Source organism: Bradyrhizobium genomosp. III, assembly GCF_000261705.1.
Classification (GTDB): domain Bacteria; phylum Pseudomonadota; class Alphaproteobacteria; order Rhizobiales; family Xanthobacteraceae; genus Bradyrhizobium; species Bradyrhizobium ottawaense.
Map to the genome: position 1 here is coordinate 1 of NZ_AJQF01000019.1, position 18,834 is coordinate 18,834.

The 18,834-nt window shown below is 65.5% G+C and carries 16 protein-coding genes and 1 pseudogene; 11 read left to right on the top strand and 6 right to left on the bottom strand.

The window, feature by feature from the left end; all coding sequences use genetic code 11:
- Positions 1-111 precede the first annotated feature (111 nt).
- Positions 112-1,308, bottom strand: a complete 1,197-nt coding sequence (locus IC66_RS0101530) for an acetyl-CoA C-acyltransferase (RefSeq protein ID WP_038946433.1) — start codon at positions 1,306-1,308, stop codon at positions 112-114.
- A 277-nt stretch (positions 1,309-1,585) separates the two neighbouring features.
- A complete protein-coding gene (locus tag IC66_RS0101535; RefSeq protein ID WP_038946434.1) occupies positions 1,586-2,356 on the bottom strand; it encodes an enoyl-CoA hydratase in 771 nt (256 codons plus the stop codon).
- A gap of 152 nt (positions 2,357-2,508) precedes the next feature.
- On the opposite strand from IC66_RS0101535, the gene IC66_RS0101540 reads away from it, so the two are divergent.
- Positions 2,509-3,042 (top strand): PaaI family thioesterase, encoded by a 534-nt coding sequence (locus IC66_RS0101540; RefSeq protein ID WP_038946436.1) that lies wholly within the window; start codon positions 2,509-2,511, stop codon positions 3,040-3,042.
- A gap of 64 nt (positions 3,043-3,106) precedes the next feature.
- Positions 3,107-3,724, top strand: coding sequence for a TetR/AcrR family transcriptional regulator (locus tag IC66_RS0101545; RefSeq protein ID WP_038946437.1), 618 nt, complete (start codon positions 3,107-3,109; stop codon positions 3,722-3,724).
- Between the two features lie 103 nt (positions 3,725-3,827).
- On the opposite strand, the gene IC66_RS0101550 is transcribed toward IC66_RS0101545, so the two are convergent.
- Positions 3,828-4,742 carry a LysR family transcriptional regulator gene (locus IC66_RS0101550; RefSeq protein ID WP_028145124.1) on the bottom strand — a complete coding sequence of 305 codons (915 nt, stop codon included), beginning with the start codon at positions 4,740-4,742 and terminating at the stop codon, positions 3,828-3,830.
- Between the two features lie 102 nt (positions 4,743-4,844).
- On the opposite strand from IC66_RS0101550, the gene IC66_RS0101555 reads away from it, so the two are divergent.
- The 8 genes and pseudogenes from IC66_RS0101555 to IC66_RS0101590 all read left to right on the top strand — a co-directional run bounded on the left by IC66_RS0101555 (position 4,845) and on the right by IC66_RS0101590 (position 14,317).
- Positions 4,845-6,341 carry a CoA-acylating methylmalonate-semialdehyde dehydrogenase gene (locus IC66_RS0101555; RefSeq protein WP_038946438.1) on the top strand — a complete coding sequence of 499 codons (1,497 nt, stop codon included), beginning with the start codon at positions 4,845-4,847 and terminating at the stop codon, positions 6,339-6,341.
- 156 nt (positions 6,342-6,497) lie between these two features.
- The gene (locus IC66_RS0101560) at positions 6,498-7,643 is read left to right on the top strand and encodes an isobutyryl-CoA dehydrogenase (RefSeq protein ID WP_038946439.1); all 1,146 of its coding nucleotides are present in this window, start codon (positions 6,498-6,500) and stop codon (positions 7,641-7,643) included.
- Positions 7,640-8,707: an enoyl-CoA hydratase/isomerase family protein gene (locus IC66_RS0101565; RefSeq protein WP_028145121.1), complete on the top strand. Its 1,068-nt coding sequence runs from the start codon at positions 7,640-7,642 to the stop codon at positions 8,705-8,707. The genes IC66_RS0101560 and IC66_RS0101565 overlap by 4 nt, the downstream gene beginning before the upstream one ends.
- A gap of 6 nt (positions 8,708-8,713) precedes the next feature.
- Positions 8,714-9,622, top strand: coding sequence for a 3-hydroxyisobutyrate dehydrogenase (gene mmsB, locus IC66_RS0101570; protein ID WP_338307191.1), 909 nt, complete (start codon positions 8,714-8,716; stop codon positions 9,620-9,622).
- A gap of 128 nt (positions 9,623-9,750) precedes the next feature.
- Positions 9,751-11,467: pseudogene (locus IC66_RS0101575) on the top strand (AMP-binding protein).
- A gap of 129 nt (positions 11,468-11,596) precedes the next feature.
- Positions 11,597-12,076 carry a MaoC family dehydratase gene (locus IC66_RS0101580; RefSeq protein ID WP_028145119.1) on the top strand — a complete coding sequence of 160 codons (480 nt, stop codon included), beginning with the start codon at positions 11,597-11,599 and terminating at the stop codon, positions 12,074-12,076.
- A 106-nt stretch (positions 12,077-12,182) separates the two neighbouring features.
- On the top strand, positions 12,183-13,100 hold the full coding sequence (locus IC66_RS0101585; protein WP_028145118.1) for an SDR family NAD(P)-dependent oxidoreductase: 918 nt from the start codon (positions 12,183-12,185) through the stop codon (positions 13,098-13,100).
- The gene (locus IC66_RS0101590) at positions 13,097-14,317 is read left to right on the top strand and encodes an NAD(P)/FAD-dependent oxidoreductase (protein WP_038946441.1); all 1,221 of its coding nucleotides are present in this window, start codon (positions 13,097-13,099) and stop codon (positions 14,315-14,317) included. The genes IC66_RS0101585 and IC66_RS0101590 overlap by 4 nt, the downstream gene beginning before the upstream one ends.
- Before the next feature lie 95 nt (positions 14,318-14,412).
- Here the strand turns inward: IC66_RS0101590 and IC66_RS0101595 are convergent, their stop codons facing one another.
- The 3 genes from IC66_RS0101595 to IC66_RS0101605 form a co-directional block, all read right to left on the bottom strand.
- Positions 14,413-15,492 carry a D-TA family PLP-dependent enzyme gene (locus IC66_RS0101595; protein WP_038946442.1) on the bottom strand — a complete coding sequence of 360 codons (1,080 nt, stop codon included), beginning with the start codon at positions 15,490-15,492 and terminating at the stop codon, positions 14,413-14,415.
- A 64-nt stretch (positions 15,493-15,556) separates the two neighbouring features.
- Complete coding sequence (locus tag IC66_RS0101600) at positions 15,557-17,368, bottom strand: ABC-F family ATP-binding cassette domain-containing protein (RefSeq protein ID WP_038946443.1); 1,812 nt, start codon at positions 17,366-17,368, stop codon at positions 15,557-15,559.
- 2 nt (positions 17,369-17,370) lie between these two features.
- A complete protein-coding gene (locus tag IC66_RS0101605) occupies positions 17,371-17,874 on the bottom strand; it encodes a YaiI/YqxD family protein (protein WP_018319890.1) in 504 nt (167 codons plus the stop codon).
- A gap of 104 nt (positions 17,875-17,978) precedes the next feature.
- Here IC66_RS0101605 and IC66_RS47025 point away from each other — a divergent pair, with 104 nt between their 5' ends.
- Entirely contained in the window at positions 17,979-18,776 is a 798-nt protein-coding gene (locus IC66_RS47025; protein WP_038946444.1) for a hypothetical protein, read from the top strand.
- Positions 18,777-18,834 lie beyond the last annotated feature (58 nt).

The following is an 18,834-nucleotide window of genomic DNA, read 5'->3' on the forward strand; positions in this document are numbered from 1 at the left end:
GGGCCTCAATGTGGGTTGGCGAGCCCCGAGGGACCCGCGTCATCGTTGCAGTCTGGCACAGGAAGGGGAAGTCTGAAATGACAGACTTCCCTTAATTTCGGACACCCCCGCTCAGCGCGCCAGCCGCTCCACCGCGATCGCCGTGGCTTCGCCGCCGCCGATGCAGAGGGCCGCGATACCGCGTTTGAGATTCTGGGCCTCGAGCGCATGCAGCAGCGTCACGATCAGTCGCGCCCCGGTGGCCCCGATGGGATGGCCGAGCGCGCAGGCGCCGCCATTGACGTTCAGCTTGTCGCGGGGAATGCCGAGGTCACGCTGCGCCGCCATCGCCACCACGGCAAAGGCCTCGTTGATCTCGAACAGGTCGACATCGGAGGCAGCCCAGCCGACCTTGTCGAGCAGCTTGCGGATCGCCGGGATCGGCGCCGTGGTGAACCATTGCGGCTCCTGGCTGTGGGTGGCGTGGCCCTTGATCTCCGCGAGAACGGGCAGGCCGCCCCGATCGGCGAGCGACCGCTTCGTCAGCACCAGCGCGGCGGCGCCGTCGGCATTGGCGGAGGAGGCGGCCGGCGTGATGGTGCCGTTGGCGCGGAATGCCGGCTTCAGGCCCGGGATCTTCGCCGGATCGACCTTCAATGGATGCTCATCATTGGCGACGATGCGGGGACCGGCCTTTTCCGCGAGCGTGATCGGCGCAATCTCGACCTTGAACGCGCCGCCCTCGACAGCCTTGCGGGCGCGGCTGAGCGTCTCCATGGCATAGGCGTCCTGGTCCTTGCGGGTGAACTGGTACGTCTCCGCGGTGGCCTCGCCGAAATCGCCCATCGAACGACCGGTCTCGTAGGCATCCTCCAGCCCGTCCATCATCATGTGGTCGATGATGCGGTCATGGCCGACGCGATAGCCGCCGCGCGCCTTGGCGAGCAGATAGGGCGCATTGCTCATGCTTTCCATTCCGCCGGAGACGACGATCTCGGCCGAGCCGGCGCGAATGATGTCGTGCGCGAGCATGGTCGCCTTCATGCCGGAGCCGCAGACCTTGTTGACCGTGGTCGCGCCGGTGGCATCGGGCAGCCCGGCCGCGCGCGCCGCCTGGCGGGCGGGTGCCTGGCCCTGTCCGGCCGGCAGCACACAGCCCATGAAGACCTCGTCGGCTTTCTCGGGTTCAAGTTTTGCGCGCTCCAGCGCCGCGCCGATCACATGCGATCCGAGCTTGTGGGCGGGGAGCGGCGAGAGCTCGCCCATGAAGCGGCCGAGCGGGGTGCGGGCGGCGGAGAGGATGACGACGGGATCGGCGGCTTCGGCCATGATGGGGCTCCCTGGAGGTGATGTGTAGGATTATGATCATCATATGATGCGGCGCAAAAAATGCAACCGTGGCAGGGATGAGAAAATGTCGTGGGTCGGATGAGATTTGTTGCGGCGCTGTTTCCTCATCCGTGTCCCGGACGCGGCGCGGCGAGCAACGTCGCGTCGCAGAGCCGGGACCCAGAGTCGCGCCGGCCTCGTTGGTGCGTGGGCCCCGGCTCAGCAGCGCACCGCCAAAGCGGCGCTGCGCTGCGTCCGGGGCACCGAAGCCTGCATCCTACCGTTTCCTGTTCACAAACGCCTGCATCAGCCGCGTCGGCTCGTCCGTCAGGAACGACTCGCCGAACACCTTGACGCTGAGGTTCACCGACTCCGTCAGCGGCAGTTCCTCCCACTGCCGCAGCAGCGCCTTCTGCGAGCGCAGCGCTTCGGGGCCGCATTCGAGCAATGCTTTCACCAAGTGCTCGATCTCCGCATCCAGGCCGTCTTCGGGCGCCACCTTGTCGACCAGGCCCCAGGCGAACGCCGTCGGCGCGTCGATATTCTCCGCCGTCATCACCAGCCAGCGCGCGCGGGCCCAGCCGATCAGACGGGGCAACAGCGCTGCGTGGATCACCGAGGGGATGCCGACGCGAACCTCCGGCATGCCGAAATGCGCATCATGCGCGGCAATCCGGAAATCGCAGGCGGCGGCGACTTCGAGGCCGCCGCCGAGGCACCAGCCGGGCATGCGCGCGATCACCGGGGCGGGGAAGGCGCGCACGGCCTCGCAGAGGTCGCGCAGGCGGCTGATGAAGGCTTCGGCCGATCGTTGGTCGAGCTTGGCCATCTCCTTGATGTCGGCGCCCCCGATCATGCTCCTCTCGCTATGGCCGCGCAGCACCACGACGCGGATGCTGCGGTCCGAGCTGAGCTGCTGCAGGCCTTCGCGCACGTCGTCGATCACCGGCGAGCCGAGAATATTGAGCGGGCCGGCGTTGCAGATCGCGACATGAACGACGCCGCGCGTATCGCGCGTCACGCCGCAGTGGGGGGTGAGCATTTCCATCGTGGCATCTCGAAGGTTTCGTGGACAGGCGCGAGGCGCGCGGGTCGGTGCCACTTCCGGGCCGAAACGTCCTTGTTGTCAAGCGGGGTGGGGCGAGTTGCAAGGGCGAAGTCCGTGGCATAGTATGACGAGTAACATACAAAAGGGATCCCATGACTGAACCCGACCAACTCGATCTGTTTTCGCCCGCACAGCGTCGCGAGCGCGTGGTGGACTGGCAGGTGCCGGCGCCGGTCGCGAAAGTAGCGATGGGCCTGTCGGGCATGGACGCCATGCTGGGCATTCGCGATGGCCGGCTGCCGCCGCCGCCTTTTGCAAAACTGATCGGCTTCACGGTGGGGGTGGTCGAGCCGGGCCGGATCGTCATGGAACTGGAGCCGCGCGAGGATCTCGAAAATACCATTGGCCTCATCCACGGCGCGACAGCAGCTGCGCTGCTCGATACCGCGATGGGATGCGCGATCTCGACCCGGTTGGAAGCCGGGCAGAGCTCCGTGACGCTCGACCTGAAAATGACCTTCCTGCGTCCGCTCTCGGTTCGCTCAGGCCTGATCTCGGCCGAAGGCAAGGTGATCAAGCTGGGGCGGCAGACCAGCTACGCCGAAGGCTTCGTCCGGGACGGCAAGGGCGCCCTTGCGGTGCACGCAACCGCGACGTTTTCCATGATCGGAAGCAACTTAACATGAATTAATGCACCCTTTTCGTCATTTGCGTGTTATGAGATGACCATCGACATTCAATGAGAACCGTATGCGCTACTCCCGGGAACACAAGCAGGAAACCCACGACCGTATCGTGAAGAGGGCCTCTGTGCGGCTGCGCGAAAAGGGCGCCCATGGCATCGGCGTGGCCGACCTCATGAAGGAGGCGGGCCTGACCCATGGCGGCTTCTACGCGCATTTCGATTCCCGCGAGGCGCTGGTGATCGAGGCGTTCGGTTACGCGATGGACCGCTCGATGGAACACTGGCGCAAGATCACCGACGAGGTTTCGCCGGACAAGCGGCTGGCGATGATCGCGGAGGCCTACCTGTCGGCGTTGCATCGCGACAATCCCGGCCATGGCTGCTCGATCCCGGCGCTCGGTGCCGAGATTGCCCGCGAGAGCCCGAAGGCGCGAAAGGCCTTTGCCGGCAAGCTCGACGAGATGATCGAGGTGCTGGCGGACAACATTCCGAACATGCCGCGCAAGGCCGCACGCAAGCAGGCGGTTGCGACGCTGGCGACGATGGCCGGCACCATGCTGCTGGCGCGCATTGCAGGGTCGAGCGAGCTCTCCGACGAGGTGTTGAAGGTGGGCAGGGACAGTGCGCTGGAGGGCGTGAAGCGCGAGCCGAAGGCTGCTGCGCCAAAGAAGGCGAAGAGCTAGCCGAGGTGCCGTTGAATGCGTAGGGTGGATTAGCGAAGCGTAGTCCACCTCTTCGATTTCCGCGGAGGCAGGCGTGGTGGGTTACGCCTTCGGCTAACCCACCCTACGAAGTGCGTCCGGCAAACAGCGCTCGCTCGCGCTCCACGATCTCCCCGATGTAATCGGCCACCGCCCTGATCCGCGCCAGATCCTTGCTGTCGGCGTGCATCAGCATCCAGAATGTCCGCGTGATCGAGATCTCCTCGGGCAACACCGGAACGAGTTGCGGATAATCGCTCGCCATGAAGTGCGGCAGCACCGCGATGCCGAAGCCCGACAGCGTGGCATTGAGCTGTGCGATCAGATTGGCGCTGCGGAAGCGCGCCGAAATCCGCGGCGACACCTGCGGCAGATAATCGAGTTCCGGCGTGAACAAGAGCTCTTCGATGTAGCCGACGAAGCGGTGTTGCGGCAGATCCTGCCGCGAGGTGATCGCGGGGAAGCGATCGAGATAGCCAGGTGCGGCATAGAGGCCGAGGCGGTAGTCGAGCAGCTTGCGGCCGACAATGCGGCCTTCCTTCGGCATGGTCAGGCTGATGGCGATATCGGCCTCGCGCTTGGAGAGACTGAACAGCCGCGCGGTGGCCACAAGTTGCAGATCGAGATCGGGATACCGGTCGGCGAAGGGGGCCAGCCGCGGCGCCAGGAAGGCCGTGCCGAACCCGTCGGGCGCGCCGATCCGCACCGTCCCCGTCAGCCGCGCCACGGAGCCGCCGACCTGCTCCTGGTTGGCAACGATGGTCGATTCCATCGCTTCCGCGCTATCGGCGACGCGCTGGCCGGCCTCGGTGAGGAGGTAGCCGGTCTTGCGCCGGTCGAACAGCTTGGCCGAGAGGTGCTTCTCCAGCCGGTCGACCCGGCGGATCACCGTGGCATGGTCGACCCCGAGCTGTTTTGCCGCAGCCGAAACCGAGCCGCCCCGCACGATGGCCAGCACGAAGCGAAAGTCGTCCCAATCGATAGCGCCTTGATCCAGCATTTTCGCACATCTATGGTGCATTATCTCAGACTTGAATCCTATAAAATGCAGGTCGATAGGATTTGTCAAAGCGTTCAAGCTCGGCCTCAAGGAGATCATTCCATGCGTTCAGTCGGACATTTCATCGGTGGTAAGGAAGTAAAGGGCACCTCTGGCCGCACCGCCGACGTTTTCGAGCCGATGACCGGTGACGTCCAGGCCAAGGTGGCGCTGGCGTCCAAGGCCGAGGTCCGGGCCGCGGTCGAGAACGCCCGCGCAGCACAGCCCGAATGGGCCGCGACCAATCCGCAGCGCCGCGCCCGCGTCATGATGAAATTCGTCGAGCTGGTTCAGCGCGACTACGACAAGCTGGCCGAGCTGCTCGCCCGCGAGCACGGCAAGACCGTGCCCGATGCGAAGGGCGACATCCAGCGCGGCCTCGAGGTCGCCGAGTTCGCCTGCGGCATCCCGCATCTGATGAAGGGCGAATACACCGAAGGCGCCGGCCCCGGCATCGACATCTATTCGATGCGCCAGGCACTCGGTGTCGTCGCCGGCATCACGCCGTTCAATTTCCCGGCGATGATCCCGATGTGGAAGTTCGCGCCCGCGATCGCCTGCGGCAACGCCTTCATCCTCAAGCCCTCCGAGCGCGATCCCGGCGTGCCGATGCTGCTCGCCGAACTCATGATCGAGGCCGGCCTGCCGGCCGGCATCCTCAACGTCGTCAACGGCGACAAGGAGGCGGTAGACGCCATCCTCGACGACCCCGATATCAAGGCCGTCGGCTTCGTCGGCTCCACGCCGATCGCGCAGTACATCTATGAGCGCGCAGCTCAAACGGGCAAGCGCTGCCAGTGTTTCGGCGGCGCCAAGAACCACGCCATCATCATGCCGGATGCCGACATGGACCAGGCGGTCGACGCGCTGATCGGCGCCGGCTACGGCTCGGCCGGCGAGCGCTGCATGGCCGTCTCAGTCGCGGTCCCCGTCGGCAAGTCCACTGCCGACCGTCTCATGGAAAAGCTGATCCCGCGTGTCGAATCGCTCAAGATCGGCACCTCGATCGATCCGTCCGCCGATTACGGCCCGCTGGTCACGCGCGAGGCGGTCGAGAAGGTCAAGGGCTACATCGACATCGGCATCAAGGAAGGCGCGACGCTCGCCGTCGATGGCCGCGGCTTCAAGATGCAGGGCTACGAGAACGGCTTCTATCTCGGCGGCTCGCTGTTCGACAACGTCACCAAGGATATGCGGATCTACAAGGAAGAGATCTTCGGCCCGGTGCTCTCGGTCGTGCGCGCGCACGATTACAAGGAAGCGCTGGCGCTGCCGTCCGAGCATGACTACGGCAACGGCGTTGCCATCTTCACCCGCGACGGTGACGCCGCCCGCGACTTCGCAGCCAAGGTCAATGTCGGCATGGTCGGCATCAACGTGCCGATCCCGGTGCCGATTGCCTATTACACCTTCGGCGGCTGGAAGAAATCGGGTTTTGGCGATCTCAACCAGCACGGTCCGGATTCGGTCCGCTTCTACACCAAGACCAAGACGGTGACCTCGCGCTGGCCGTCCGGCGTCAAGGAAGGTGCGGAGTTCTCGATCCCGCTGATGAAGTAGGGCTGTTGCCCAGCCCGTCATTGCGAGGAGCGTAGCGACGAAGCAATCCAGAGTCTCTCCGCGGAGGCAGCCTGGATTGCTTCCGCCTTCGCCAAAGGCTTCGGCGGACACGTCGCTGCGCTCACAATGACGATGGGGCAAGAGGGTAACGGCAGCATGCAGTTCGCTCTGAACGAGGATCAGATCGCGGTTCGCGACATGGCGTTGGCGTTTGCGGCGGAGAAGATCGCGCCGCACGCGCTGCGCTGGGACGAGGAGAAGCACTTCCCCGTCGACGTGATGCGCGAGGCCGCCACGCTCGGCATGGGCGGCATCTACATCCGTGAGGATGTCGGGGGATCCGCGATGACGCGGTTCGACGCGGCGCTGATCTTCGAGGCGTTGGCGACGGGCTGCCCGACCACCTCCGCCTTCATCTCGATCCACAACATGGCGAGCTGGATGATCGATGCCTTCGGCAGCGACACCCAGCGTCATACATGGCTGCCAAAGCTCTGCTCGATGGAGCTGATCGCGAGCTACTGCCTGACCGAGCCGGGCGCGGGCTCGGATGCCGCGGCGCTCCGCACCCGCGCGGTGCGCGATGGCGATCACTACGTTCTCAACGGCCAAAAGCAGTTCATCTCCGGTGCCGGCGGTACTGATCTGCTGGTCGCGATGGTGCGCACCGGCGGCGATGGCCCCGGCGGCATCTCGACCCTCGTCATCGACGGCAAGACGCCGGGCGTCTCCTTCGGCGCCAATGAGCGCAAGATGGGCTGGAACGCGCAGCCGACCCGCGCCGTGATGTTCGAGAACGCCCGCGTGCCTGTTACCAACCGCCTCGGCGAGGAGGGCATCGGCTTCAAGATCGCGATGGCCGGTCTCGATGGGGGCCGCCTCAACATCACCGCGTGCTCGCTGGGCGGCGCGCAAACCGCGCTCGACAAGGCGCGCGCCTACATGAAGGAGCGCAAGGCCTTCGGAAAGCGTCTCGACGAATTCCAGGCGCTGCAATTCCGTCTCGCCGACATGGCGATCGAGCTCGAGGCCGCGCGCACCTTCCTGTGGCGCGCCGCCGCGGCGTTGGACCGGAAGGACCCCGATGCCACCATGCTATGCGCGATGGCAAAACGCTTCGGCACCGATGTCGGCTTCGAGGTCGCCAACCATGCGCTGCAGCTTCACGGCGGCTACGGGTACTTGAGCGAATATGGGATCGAGAAGATCGTGCGCGATCTGCGCGTGCACCAGATCCTCGAAGGCACCAATGAAATCATGCGGCTCATCGTGGCGCGCAAACTGATCGAGGGCGCGCGATGAGTTCGGTGGAAGAGGGCGATCTGGTCGCGCGCGTCGAGGGCGCGGCCGGGGTGATCAGGCTCAATCGTCCCAAGGCCATCAACGCCGTCACGCTGGAGATGTTTCGCGACATCGACAAGGCGCTCGATCGCTTCGAGGCCGATTCCGCCGTCGCCGTGATCGTGCTGGAAGGTGCCGGGGAGCGCGGCCTCTGTGCCGGCGGCGACATCCGCACGCTCTGGGAGAGCTCGAAGGTCAACGGCGACCTCGGCAAGATCCTCTGGCGCGAGGAATACATCCTCAACGCCCGGATCAAGAAATTCCCAAAACCGTATATCGCCTTCATGGACGGCATCGTGATGGGCGGCGGCGTCGGGCTCTCCGCCCATGCCAGCCATCGCATCGTCACCGATCGCACCAAGCTCGCGATGCCCGAAGTCGGGCTCGGCTTCTTTCCTGACGTCGGCGGCACCTTTCTGTTGTCGCGCTCGCCGGGCGAGATCGGCACTTACTTCGGCCTGACCGGCCAGACCATGAACGGACCCGACGCGATCCACGCCAAATTCGCCGACGCCGTGGTGCCGACGGCCAAATGGCCGGAGCTGCGCGAGGCGCTGACCAAGGTTCGTCCAGGCGTAACTGCGGCCGATATTGGCAAGCTCATCAACGGCTTTGCGACGGGCGAGACCGCGGGACCGGTCGCGGCAAAAGAGCCTGCTATCGACGCATTGTTCGGCTTCGACCGGATGGAAGATATCTTTGCCGCTCTGAAACGTGACGGCTCGGAGTTCGCGCTGGCGACGCTGAAGACGCTCAACGAAAAATCACCGCGCGGCATGGTGGTGACGCTGAAATTGTTGCGACTGGCGCGCACCGCGTCGAGCCTGGAGGAATGCCTGGTGCGCGAGTACCGTGCCGCGCTCGAGGTGTTCCGCAGCGATGATTTTCGTGAGGGCGTGCGCGCGGCCGTGATCGACAAGGACCGCAATCCGATCTGGTCGCCGCCGCGGATCGAGGATGTGACGCCAGAGATGCTTGCGCCGTATCTCGCCGAGATCGGCGCCGACGAGCTGAAGTTCAACTAATCAACGATTGAAGCGGAGGAGACGACAATGGCCACGATCGCATTCATTGGTCTGGGCAACATGGGCGGCCCGATGGCCGCCAACCTCGTGAAGGCCGGCCACAAGGTGGTGGCGTTCGATCTCGTCGAAGCCTCGCGCAATCAGGCCAAGGCCGATGGCGCCGGCATCGCCGACAGCGCCGCGGGCGCGGTAAAGGGCGCCGATGTCGTCGTCACCATGCTGCCGGCCGGCAAGCATGTGCTCGGCGTCTGGAACGAAATCCTTCCCGCGATGACCAAGGGTGCGCTGGTCATCGATAGCTCCACCATCGACGTCGAGAGTGCGAGGCAGGCGCATGCGCTCGCCGGCAAGCACGGCGTGCTCTCGGTGGATGCGCCGGTCTCCGGCGGCACCGGCGGCGCCAAGGGCGCGACGCTCACCTTCATGTGCGGCGGCGAGGAGAATGCATTCGCGGCGGCAAAGCCCGTGCTGGAGAACATGGGCAAGAAGATCGTGCATTGCGGCGGCGCCGGCGCAGGGCAGGCGGCCAAGATCTGCAACAACATGATCCTCGGCATTTCCATGATCGCGGTGAGCGAAGCTTTCGCACTCGGCGAGAAGCTCGGCCTCTCGCATCAGGCGCTGTTCGACGTTGCCTCGACCTCGTCGGGCCAGTGCTGGTCGCTGACGACCTATTGCCCGGTGCCGGGTCCGGTGCCGACTTCGCCCGCGAACAACGACTACAAGCCGGGCTTTGCCTCGGCGCTGATGGTGAAGGATCTGACGCTGGCGCAGGACGCCGCGAAGGCTGCGGGCGCTGCCACCCCGCTCGGCAAGCATGCGCAGGAGATCTATCAGTCTTTCGACGCAGCCGGGCAAGGTGGGGTGGATTTTTCCGGAATTATCAAGCACGTTCGCAGCCTCGCTGGAAAATAGCGAGGCTTCGTTGCCCGGATGGAGCGAAGCGAAATCCGGGTCAGCTGCTTCCAATGGCGTAGCCGGCCCCGGATTGCGCTTCGCTCCATCCGGGTTACGTTCGAAGATCATTTCGACGGGCCCGGAACATGACGACATTTCAGGACGCGCGCGCGTTTCTGCTCAAGCACCGCACGGATTACGAGACAGCGGTCAAAGGCTTCCGCTGGCCGGATCCGGCTCCCTTCAACTGGGCGCTCGACTGGTTCGACGAGCTGGCGAAGGACGCCGAAGCCAGGGACCGGCCCGCGCTCTGGATCGTCGACGCCGCGCAGGACCGGCAGACAAAACTGTCCTTCGCGGCGCTGTCAAAGCGCTCGAACCAGGTGGCGAATTTCTTCCGCGCGCAGGGCCTGAACCGCGGCGATCATCTTCTGCTGCTGCTCGGCAATGTGGTTCCGCTGTGGGAGACGATGCTGGCGGCGATGAAGCTCGGCGTCGTCGTAATCCCCGCGACCACGCTGCTCACCGCGGACGAGCTGCGCGATCGCCTCGATCGCGGCAAGGCCAAGGCGGTGATCGCCGCTGAGGATCAGGTCGCGAAGTTCGCAAACCTTGGTGCCGAGAACATCGTTCGCATCGTGGTCGGCACGGCTCACGACGGATGGCTCCCCTATGATGAGGCCGCAAAGGCCCCGGAGAGTTTTAGCGCCGACGGCCCGACTAATGCCGACGATCCGATGCTGCTCTATTTCACATCGGGCACGACGGCGAAGCCGAAACTCGTGCTGCACAGCCAGCGCAGCTATCCGGTCGGCCATCTGTCGACCATGTACTGGATCGGGCTGAAGCCGGGTGACGTCCATCTCAACATTTCCTCGCCCGGCTGGGCCAAGCATGCCTGGAGCTGCTTCTTCGCGCCGTGGAATGCGGGGCGCCACCGTGTTCGTGGTCAACCAGCCGCGCTTCGATGCTAAGGGCCTGCTCGCCACCATCGGCCGCTGCGGCGTCACCACGCTGTGCGCGCCGCCGACGGTGTGGCGGCTGTTCATCCAGGAGAACCTTGCCTCCTTCAAGGTGAGCTTGCGCGAGGTCTGCGGCGCCGGCGAGCCGCTCAACCCGGAAGTGATCGACCAGGTGAAGGCCGCCTGGGGGCTCACCATCCGCGACGGCTACGGCCAGACCGAAACCACCGCGCTCGCCGGCAACTCGCCGGGCCAGAAGATCAAGATCGGCTCGATGGGCCGGCCGCTGCCGGGCTATCGCGTGCAGATCAGCGATGCTGACGGCCATCCCGCCAGGGAAGGCGAAGTTACACTGGTGCTCGGCGCCGAGCGCCCCGCCGGGCTGATGCAGGGCTATCAGAGCGACGACGGCAAGCTCTCCGGCGCCGAGGGCGAGCTCTATCGCAGCGGCGATGTCGTGTTCGAAGACGACGAGGGCTATCTTACTTTTGTCGGCCGCTCCGACGACGTGTTCAAGTCGTCGGATTACCGGATCAGTCCGTTCGAGTTGGAGAGCGTGTTGCTCGAGCATGAGCTGGTCGCAGAAGCCGCGGTGGTGCCGAGCCCGGATCCGATCCGGCTCGCGATCCCCAAGGCGTTCGTGCTGCTGACCTCGGGCGCGGAGCGGACGCCTGAGACCGCGCTGTCGATCTTCCAGCACCTGCACACGCGGCTCGCCCCGTTCAAGCGCATCCGTCGCCTCGAAATCGTCACCGAGCTGCCGAAGACGATCTCTGGAAAAATCCGCCGGGTGCAGCTACGCAGGCTGGAGCGCGACGATGATCGCAACGATCCGCTGCGCGGCCGGGAATTCCGTGAGGAGGATTTTCCGGAACTGCCGAAAACACGGAGTGAGACCTAAGTAGGCTTGTCATTCCGAGGCGATGCGTAGCATCGAACCCGGAATCCATCTTGCAACAGACGCCGTGGCGCGATGGATTCCGGGCTCGCGCTTCGCGCGCCCCGGAATGACGGCATTTGGAGTTGCTAAATGAACGAAGTCTGGAAGAAGCCGCCGATTTCCTTGGAAGCCTATCAGGCCATGGTCGGCAAGGAGATCGGCGTATCGTCGTGGCACCTGATCGATCAACCGCGCATCGACACCTATGCCGACGTGATCGAGGATCACCAGTTTATCCATGTCGACCCTGAACGGGCCAAGAAGGAGACCGCCTTCGGCACCACCATCGCGCACGGCTTCCTGACGATGTCGCTGCTGTCGATCATGTCCTATGAGGTGATGCCCGTGATCGCGGGGACCACGATGGGCGTCAATTACGGTTTCGACAAGCTGCGCTTCATCTCGCCGGTGCGTTCCGGCAAGCGCGTCCGCGGCCGTTTCGTGCTGGCCGAAGCCAAGCTCCGCAAGCCCAACGAGCTGCAGTCCCGCACCAACGTGACCGTGGAGATCGAAGGCGAGGACAAGCCGGCGCTGGTCGCGGAGTGGCTGGGTCTGATCTATTTCGCGTAGGGCGGCCGGGCTTGACCCGGCCAGCCATCGCTGCTCAAAAGCCTGTCAATTTGATGGATGGCCGGGTCGAGCCCGCCCATGACGACTAGCATGTAGGAAAGCACTCATGGCAATCAGGTTCGACGGACGCGTCGCCATCGTCACCGGCGCGGGCAATGGTCTGGGGCGTGCGCATGCGCTGGGACTGGCCAGCCGCGGCGCCAAGGTCGTCGTCAACGATTTCGGCGGCGCGCGTGACGGCACCGGTGGCTCGCTGTCGCCGGCCGAGACCGTGGTCGAGGAAATCCGCAAAGCCGGTGGCACCGCGATGGCGGATGGCGCCGACGTCTCGAATTTCGAACAGGTCACCGCCATGGTCGAGCGCGCCACCAAGGAATGGGGCAGCGTCGATCTCTTGTGCGCCAATGCCGGCATTTTGCGCGACAAGTCGTTCGGCAAGATGGAAGCGGCCGACTTCCAGAAAGTGCTCGACGTGCATCTGGTCGGCACCTTCTATTGCTGCAAGGCGGCCTGGGCCGGCATGCGCGACCGCAATTACGGCCGCATCGTGCTGACGACGTCGTCCTCCGGCCTCTACGGCAATTTCGGCCAGGCCAATTACGGCGCGGCCAAGTCCGGCATGGTCGGCCTGATGAACGTGCTCGCCGAGGAAGGCCGCAAGTCCGACATCCGCGTCAACATCATCTCGCCGACGGCGGCGACGCGCATGACGGAAGAGCTGCTGCCGCCGCAGGCGCTGCAATTGATGAAGCCGAACGCGATCACGCCCGCGGTCGAGTACATGCTCAGCGAAGACGCTCCGACCCGTACCATCATGGGCGCCGGTGCTGGCTCCTTCGCGGTGATCAAGATCGTGGAGAGCGAGGGCATCAACCTGCCGGAGACCGAATGGACGCCGGACGCGGTGGCCGCGCATTTCGCGGAGATCAGCGACATGTCGAAAGCCAAGGCGCTGACCGGGGCGTTCGAGCAGACGCAGAAATACGTGGCGCAGGCCGCGGCGCGGGCGGGGATCAAGCTCTGACCGACGTCGCCGTCATCGGGGCCGGTCCCGCCGGGCTGATGGCGGCGGAGGTGCAGGCGCAGGGCGGCGCGCGCGTTACCGTGTACGACGCGATGCCGTCCGCGGGCCGAAAATTCCTGATGGCCGGTCGCGGCGGGCTCAATCTCACCCACAGCGAACCGCTGTCGGAATTCATGGCGCGCTATCGCGAGGCGGCCCCGAAGCTGCAGGCGGCGATCGAGGCGTTTTCGCCTGAGGCGTTGCGCGCGTGGAGCGAAGCCCTGGGTGAGCCGACCTTCGTCGGCACCAGCGGGCGGGTGTTTCCAAAAGCGTTCAAGGCCTCGCCCTTGCTGCGCGCGTGGCTCCGGCGGCTCGATGCGAGCGGCGTGCGGTTTGCCTTTCGTCATCGCTGGACCGGCTGGGATGACGAGGGGCGGCTGGTGTTTCGAGCGCCCGATGGCGTGGCGGTCGTCACTGCCAACGCCACCGTGCTCGCGCTCGGCGGCGCGAGCTGGCCGCGGCTGGGGTCGGATGGCAGCTGGGCCGACATCCTCGCCGCGAAGGGCGTTGCCATCTCAAAGCTCCGGCCAGCCAATTCCGGCTTCACGGTCGCCTGGTCCGATGTGTTCCGCGATCGTTTCGAGGGCCAGCCGCTCAAGGGCGTGGCGCTGACGATCGGCGCGCATACGGTGCGGGGCGAAGCCATGATCACGCGTAGCGGCATCGAAGGCGGCGCGATCTACGCGCTGTCGGCGGAGTTGCGGGAGGCGGTGCTCAGTCTCGGGCAGGCGACGCTTTCGATCGCATTGCGGCCGGACCTCGACGCCGCCGCCCTGACCACGCGGCTATCAGGCACGCGCGGCAAGCAATCGCTCGGGAACTTCCTGCGCAAGGCGGCGCAATTGTCGCCGGTCGGAATCGGTCTGATGCAGGAGGCCGCCATCGTGTCCGGCCGGCCACTGGCCGCGTTCTCGCCCGCCGAGCTTGCGCATCTGATCAACGCCATTCCGGTTCAGCTCACCGGCGTTGCCCCGATCGATCGCGCGATCTCGACTGCGGGCGGGATCACCTTCGATGAGCTCGACGGCAGCTTCATGCTGCGAAAATTGCCCGGCGTGTTCGCCGCCGGCGAGATGCTGGACTGGGAGGCGCCGACCGGCGGCTATCTGCTGCAGGCCTCGTTCGCGACGGGAGCCGCCGCGGGCAGGGGCGTGCTGGCGTGGCTCGCCAGGTCGTAGGGTGGGTTAGCGAAGCGTAACCCACCACGTCTGTATCTGCATCGAGAGGAGTGGTGGGTTACGCCTTCGGCTAACCCACCCTACCAGAGCAATGCCTACCGCAACTTCCCGCGTGCCGCCACCGGCAGCGTGCCGATGATCTCCTCGCCGCGGACCATCACCACCTCGTCCATCATGTTGACGACGACACAGACGTGGTTGGGCACGATGCGGACGACGTCGCCGACATTGGGCCGAGTGTTGCTGCGGGAGAGATCGAGGAAGCCGTGCTCCTCGGCGAAGCGCGCGATCTTGGCTTCGGGGTGCTCCAGGATCAGGCCGTGGCCGTCGAGACCGCCGGTATCCGTGGTCAGCGTCTTCGAGCCGGCATCGAGAATGCCGCGCTCGGGTGCGGCGCGGCTGACCACGGTCGAGTAAATATGCAGCGCGCAATCGTCCCAGGTCGCCGAGCCCGCAGTGACCTGCATGCGGTCGTTGTAGATGTAGGTGCCGAAGCGATGCTCGGTGCCGCCCTTGAGCTTGCCGATGTTCTTCAGGTTCGGCGTACCGCCGGTCGAGACGATTTTTGCGTCCAGCCCGTGCGCGCGCACGCCGGCCAGCGCTTCGTCGTAGAATTTTTGCGCGTCCGCCCAGCCGGTCTCGGTTGGATACAGCATGAAGCCGGCGAATTCGAGCCCCTTCGAGCTCGCGATCTCGCGTGCTAGCGCGATCGCCTCCGCCGGCGTCTCGACGCCGGCGCGCTTGCGCCCGGTGTCGCATTCGACCACGACCGAGAGCGGACGGCCCGACGCCGCCGCGGCCTTGGGCAGGCCGGCAACGACGGTCGAATTGTCGGCGGCCACCGTCATGTTGGCCTTGGCCTGCAGCGCACCGAGCCGCGCCATCTTCTCTTCGCCGAGGAGATTGTAGCTGATCAGGATGTCGTCGATGCCGGCATTGGCCATGATCTCGGCTTCGCCCAGCTTCTGGCAGGTGATGCCCTTCGCGCCGGCCGCGACCTGCATCTTGGCGATGGTCGGGTTCTTGTGGGTCTTGATGTGGGGACGGTTGGCGATTCCGGCCTCGTCGCAGGCCTTCTGGATCCGCGCGATGTTGCGCTCGACCCTGTCCATGTCGATGACGGCGCAGGGCGTGCCGTATTCGCGGGCGATTTTTGCGGCGAGGGGAGTTGTCATGGGAGTCTCTTAGTTGGCGCGCATTCTGATCGCAAAACCGGTGCCCACTTTTGCGGAATGCGCGCTAGGCCTGCTCTATTTCTTCACGAAGCATTTCAAGTTCGAGCCAGCGCTCTTCAGCGGCAGACAGTTCATCATGCGCCTTAGCGATAGCGGCGGAGGTGTCGTCGAATGTCTTGCGATCCTTGGCGTAGAGGTTGGGATCGTCGAGTACGCGTTGCAGCCTGGCGATATCTGCCTGCAATTTTTCCATCGTCTTCGGCAGCGTGTCCAGCGCGTGCTTTTCGTTGAAGCTCAGCTTGCGTTTCGGTGTGGAGGCGGGAGCAGCGGCGCGCTCCTCTCTCTTCTCCGCAACCGGCTGGGCCTTCGCCGTTTCGCGCTTCAAATCCGCGCCGCGCTGGGTCAGCATGTCGCTGTAGCCGCCGGCATATTCGGTCCACTTGCCGTTGCCCTCGGGCGCGATCACGGAGGTGACGACGCGGTCGAGGAAGTCGCGGTCATGGCTGATCAGGATGACGGTGCCCTCGTAGTCGCCGAGCATGTCTTCGAGGACGTCGAGCGTTTCGAGATCGAGGTCGTTGGTCGGCTCGTCCAGCACCAGCAGGTTCGAGGGTTTTGCCAGTGCGCGCGCCAGCATCAGCCGGCCGCGCTCACCGCCCGAGAGGACTTCCACCGGCGTGCCGCGCTGCTCCTGCGCGAACAAAAAGTCCTTCATGTAGCCGACGACGTGCTTCGGCTTGCCGCCGACCATGATCTGGTCGCCGCGCCCGCCGGTCAAGGCTTCAGCCAGCGTCGATTTCGGATCGAGGCTTTCGCGGTGCTGATCCAGCGTCGCTACCTCTAGATTGGCGCCGAGACGTAGGGTGCCGGAGTCCGGTTCCCCGCCGCCGGTGAGCAGATTGACCAGCGTGGTCTTGCCGGCGCCGTTCGGTCCGATGATGCCGAGCCGGTCGCCGCGCTGGATGCGGGTCGAGAAATTGTCGACGATCTTGCGCTCGCCATAGGCCTTGGAGACGCCCTTGGCCTCGATCACCAGCTTGCCGGATTGCTCCGCTTCGCTAGCTGCGAGACTGGCGGTGCCGGCCGTGCCGCGATAGTTGCGGCGCTGGTCGCGCAGCGTGTGCAGATTGGCGAGGCGCTTGACGTTGCGCTTGCGCCGGCCGGAGACGCCGTGGCGTAGCCAGTGCTCTTCGTCGACGATCTTGCGGTCGAGCTTGTGCTGGTCGCGCTCCTCTTCCGCCAGCACCTCGTCGCGCCAGCTCTCGAACGAGGCAAAGCCGCGGTCGATCTGCTTGATCTTGCCGCGGTCGAGCCACGCGGTGGAGCGCGACAGATTGGTGAGGAAGCGGCGGTCGTGGCTGATGATCACCAGCGCGCTGCGGCGGCTGTCGAGCTCCTGCTCCAGCCACTCGATGGTGGAGAGATCGAGATGGTTGGTCGGCTCGTCCAGCAGCAGAATGTCGGGCGAGGGCGCGAGCACATAGGCCAGCGCCGCGCGACGGGCCTCGCCGCCGGAGAGATTGTGCGGGTTCTCGTCGCCGGTGAGCCCGAGCTGCTCGAGCAGATAGCGCGCCTGATGCTGGTCGTCGCCGGGGGCGAGCCCGGACTCGACATAAGAGAGCGTGGTCTTGTGCTCGCCGAAATCCGGCTCCTGCGGCAAATAGCGAACGGTCGCGCCCGGCTGCACGAAGCGCGTGCCGCCGTCGGGCTCGACCAGGCCGGCCGCGATCTTCAGCAGCGTCGACTTGCCGGAGCCGTTGCGGCCGATCAGGCAGACGCGTTCGGATGGCGCGACATTGAGCTCGACACCGCTCAAGAGCGGCGTTCCGCCAAAGGTCAGCCTGATGTCTTTCAGTTGGATCAGCGGCGGCGCCATCGTCAGCCTTGACTCAAATTCTGGCTCGTCGCGGCCTGATCGGCGCGGCGGCGCTGGATCCGGCGCAGCGTCTGGTCGAGCGCCGAGAGGAAGGCGGAGCGGTCGCGCGGTGCGAACGAGCGCGGGCCGCCGGTGACTTCGCCGGCCGAGCGCAGATCGGTCATCAGATTGCGCACCGCCAGCGTCATCCCGATCGATTCTTCCGTGAACGGCTTGCCGTTCGGGGCGATCACGTCGGCGCCGGCCTTGACGCAGCGGCTCGCCAGCGGAATGTCCGAGGTGACGACGACGTCGCCGGGCTTGACGCGTTCGACGATCCAGTCGTCGGCAGCGTCCATCCCGGCGCCTGCGGCGATACGCTCGATCAGCGGATCGTGCGGCACGCGGATGAAATTGCCGGCGACCACGCTCACGGGCACGCCGTGCCGGAGCGCGACGCGATAAATCTCGTCCTTCACCGGGCAGGCGTCGGCGTCGACATAGATGCGGGTGGGGGTGTCAGTCATTCGCCGCGTGGTACCCCATTCGGGCCGCAAAGGCGAGGGGATTGACCAGTGTTCCCTGGGGCCTACGATCAGCCCGAAACAACAAGAACAGGGAAGATGACCCCATGCCGGACCGGCTCGAAACCTGGCGCGTCGAGGCCTACAACACCGCCAAGCAATCCGAAAACAAGATGCATGACGACACCGTGGCGCGCCGCTTCGGCTTTTCCGGCGGGCTTGTCCCCGGCGTCGATGTCTTCGCCTACATGATGCATGTGCCGGTGGCGCGGTGGGGCCGTGATTTTCTGGCACGTGGGCTCATCGAGGCCCGCTTCATCAAGCCGGTCTATGATGGCGAGCCTGCCGATGTCGATGCGACCGAGCACAACGGCTTGCTGACGATCGAGGTGTTCAGCCGCACCGAGCTCTGCGCGACAGGCACGGCCTCGCTGCCGGCGGCAGCGCCGGCGGTGTCGCTGAGCGACTATGTCACGGTCCCCGTGGTCGCCGAGCGCAAGCCGGTCAGTCCGGCGACCTTCGAGACGGGCAAATGGCTGGGCACCGAGCCGCGCCGGTGGGCCGGGCAGGCCGCCGCAGACTATCTCACGGATGTCAGGGAGACCGATCCGATCTTCGCGCGCGAAGGGCTCGGTCATCCCGGCCTGATCCAGCGCGTGATGAACCGCGTGCTGGTCGACAACACCATTTTGGGCCCGTGGATCCATGTCGGCAGCCGCATGCAGCTGCTGTCGGCGCTGCGCGCCGGCGACGAGATCACTGCGCGGGCGAAAGTCACCGCGAACTACGAGAAGAAGGGCCACCGCTTCGTCGAGCTCGACGCGCTCGTCGTCGCCAACGGCACGACGCCGATCGCGCACTGCCAGCACATTGCGATCACCCAGCCGCGCGAACAGGCGGTGTAGGCGGAAATAAGCACATCGTCACCACGTCGTCATGCCCGGGCTTGTCCCGGGCATCCAC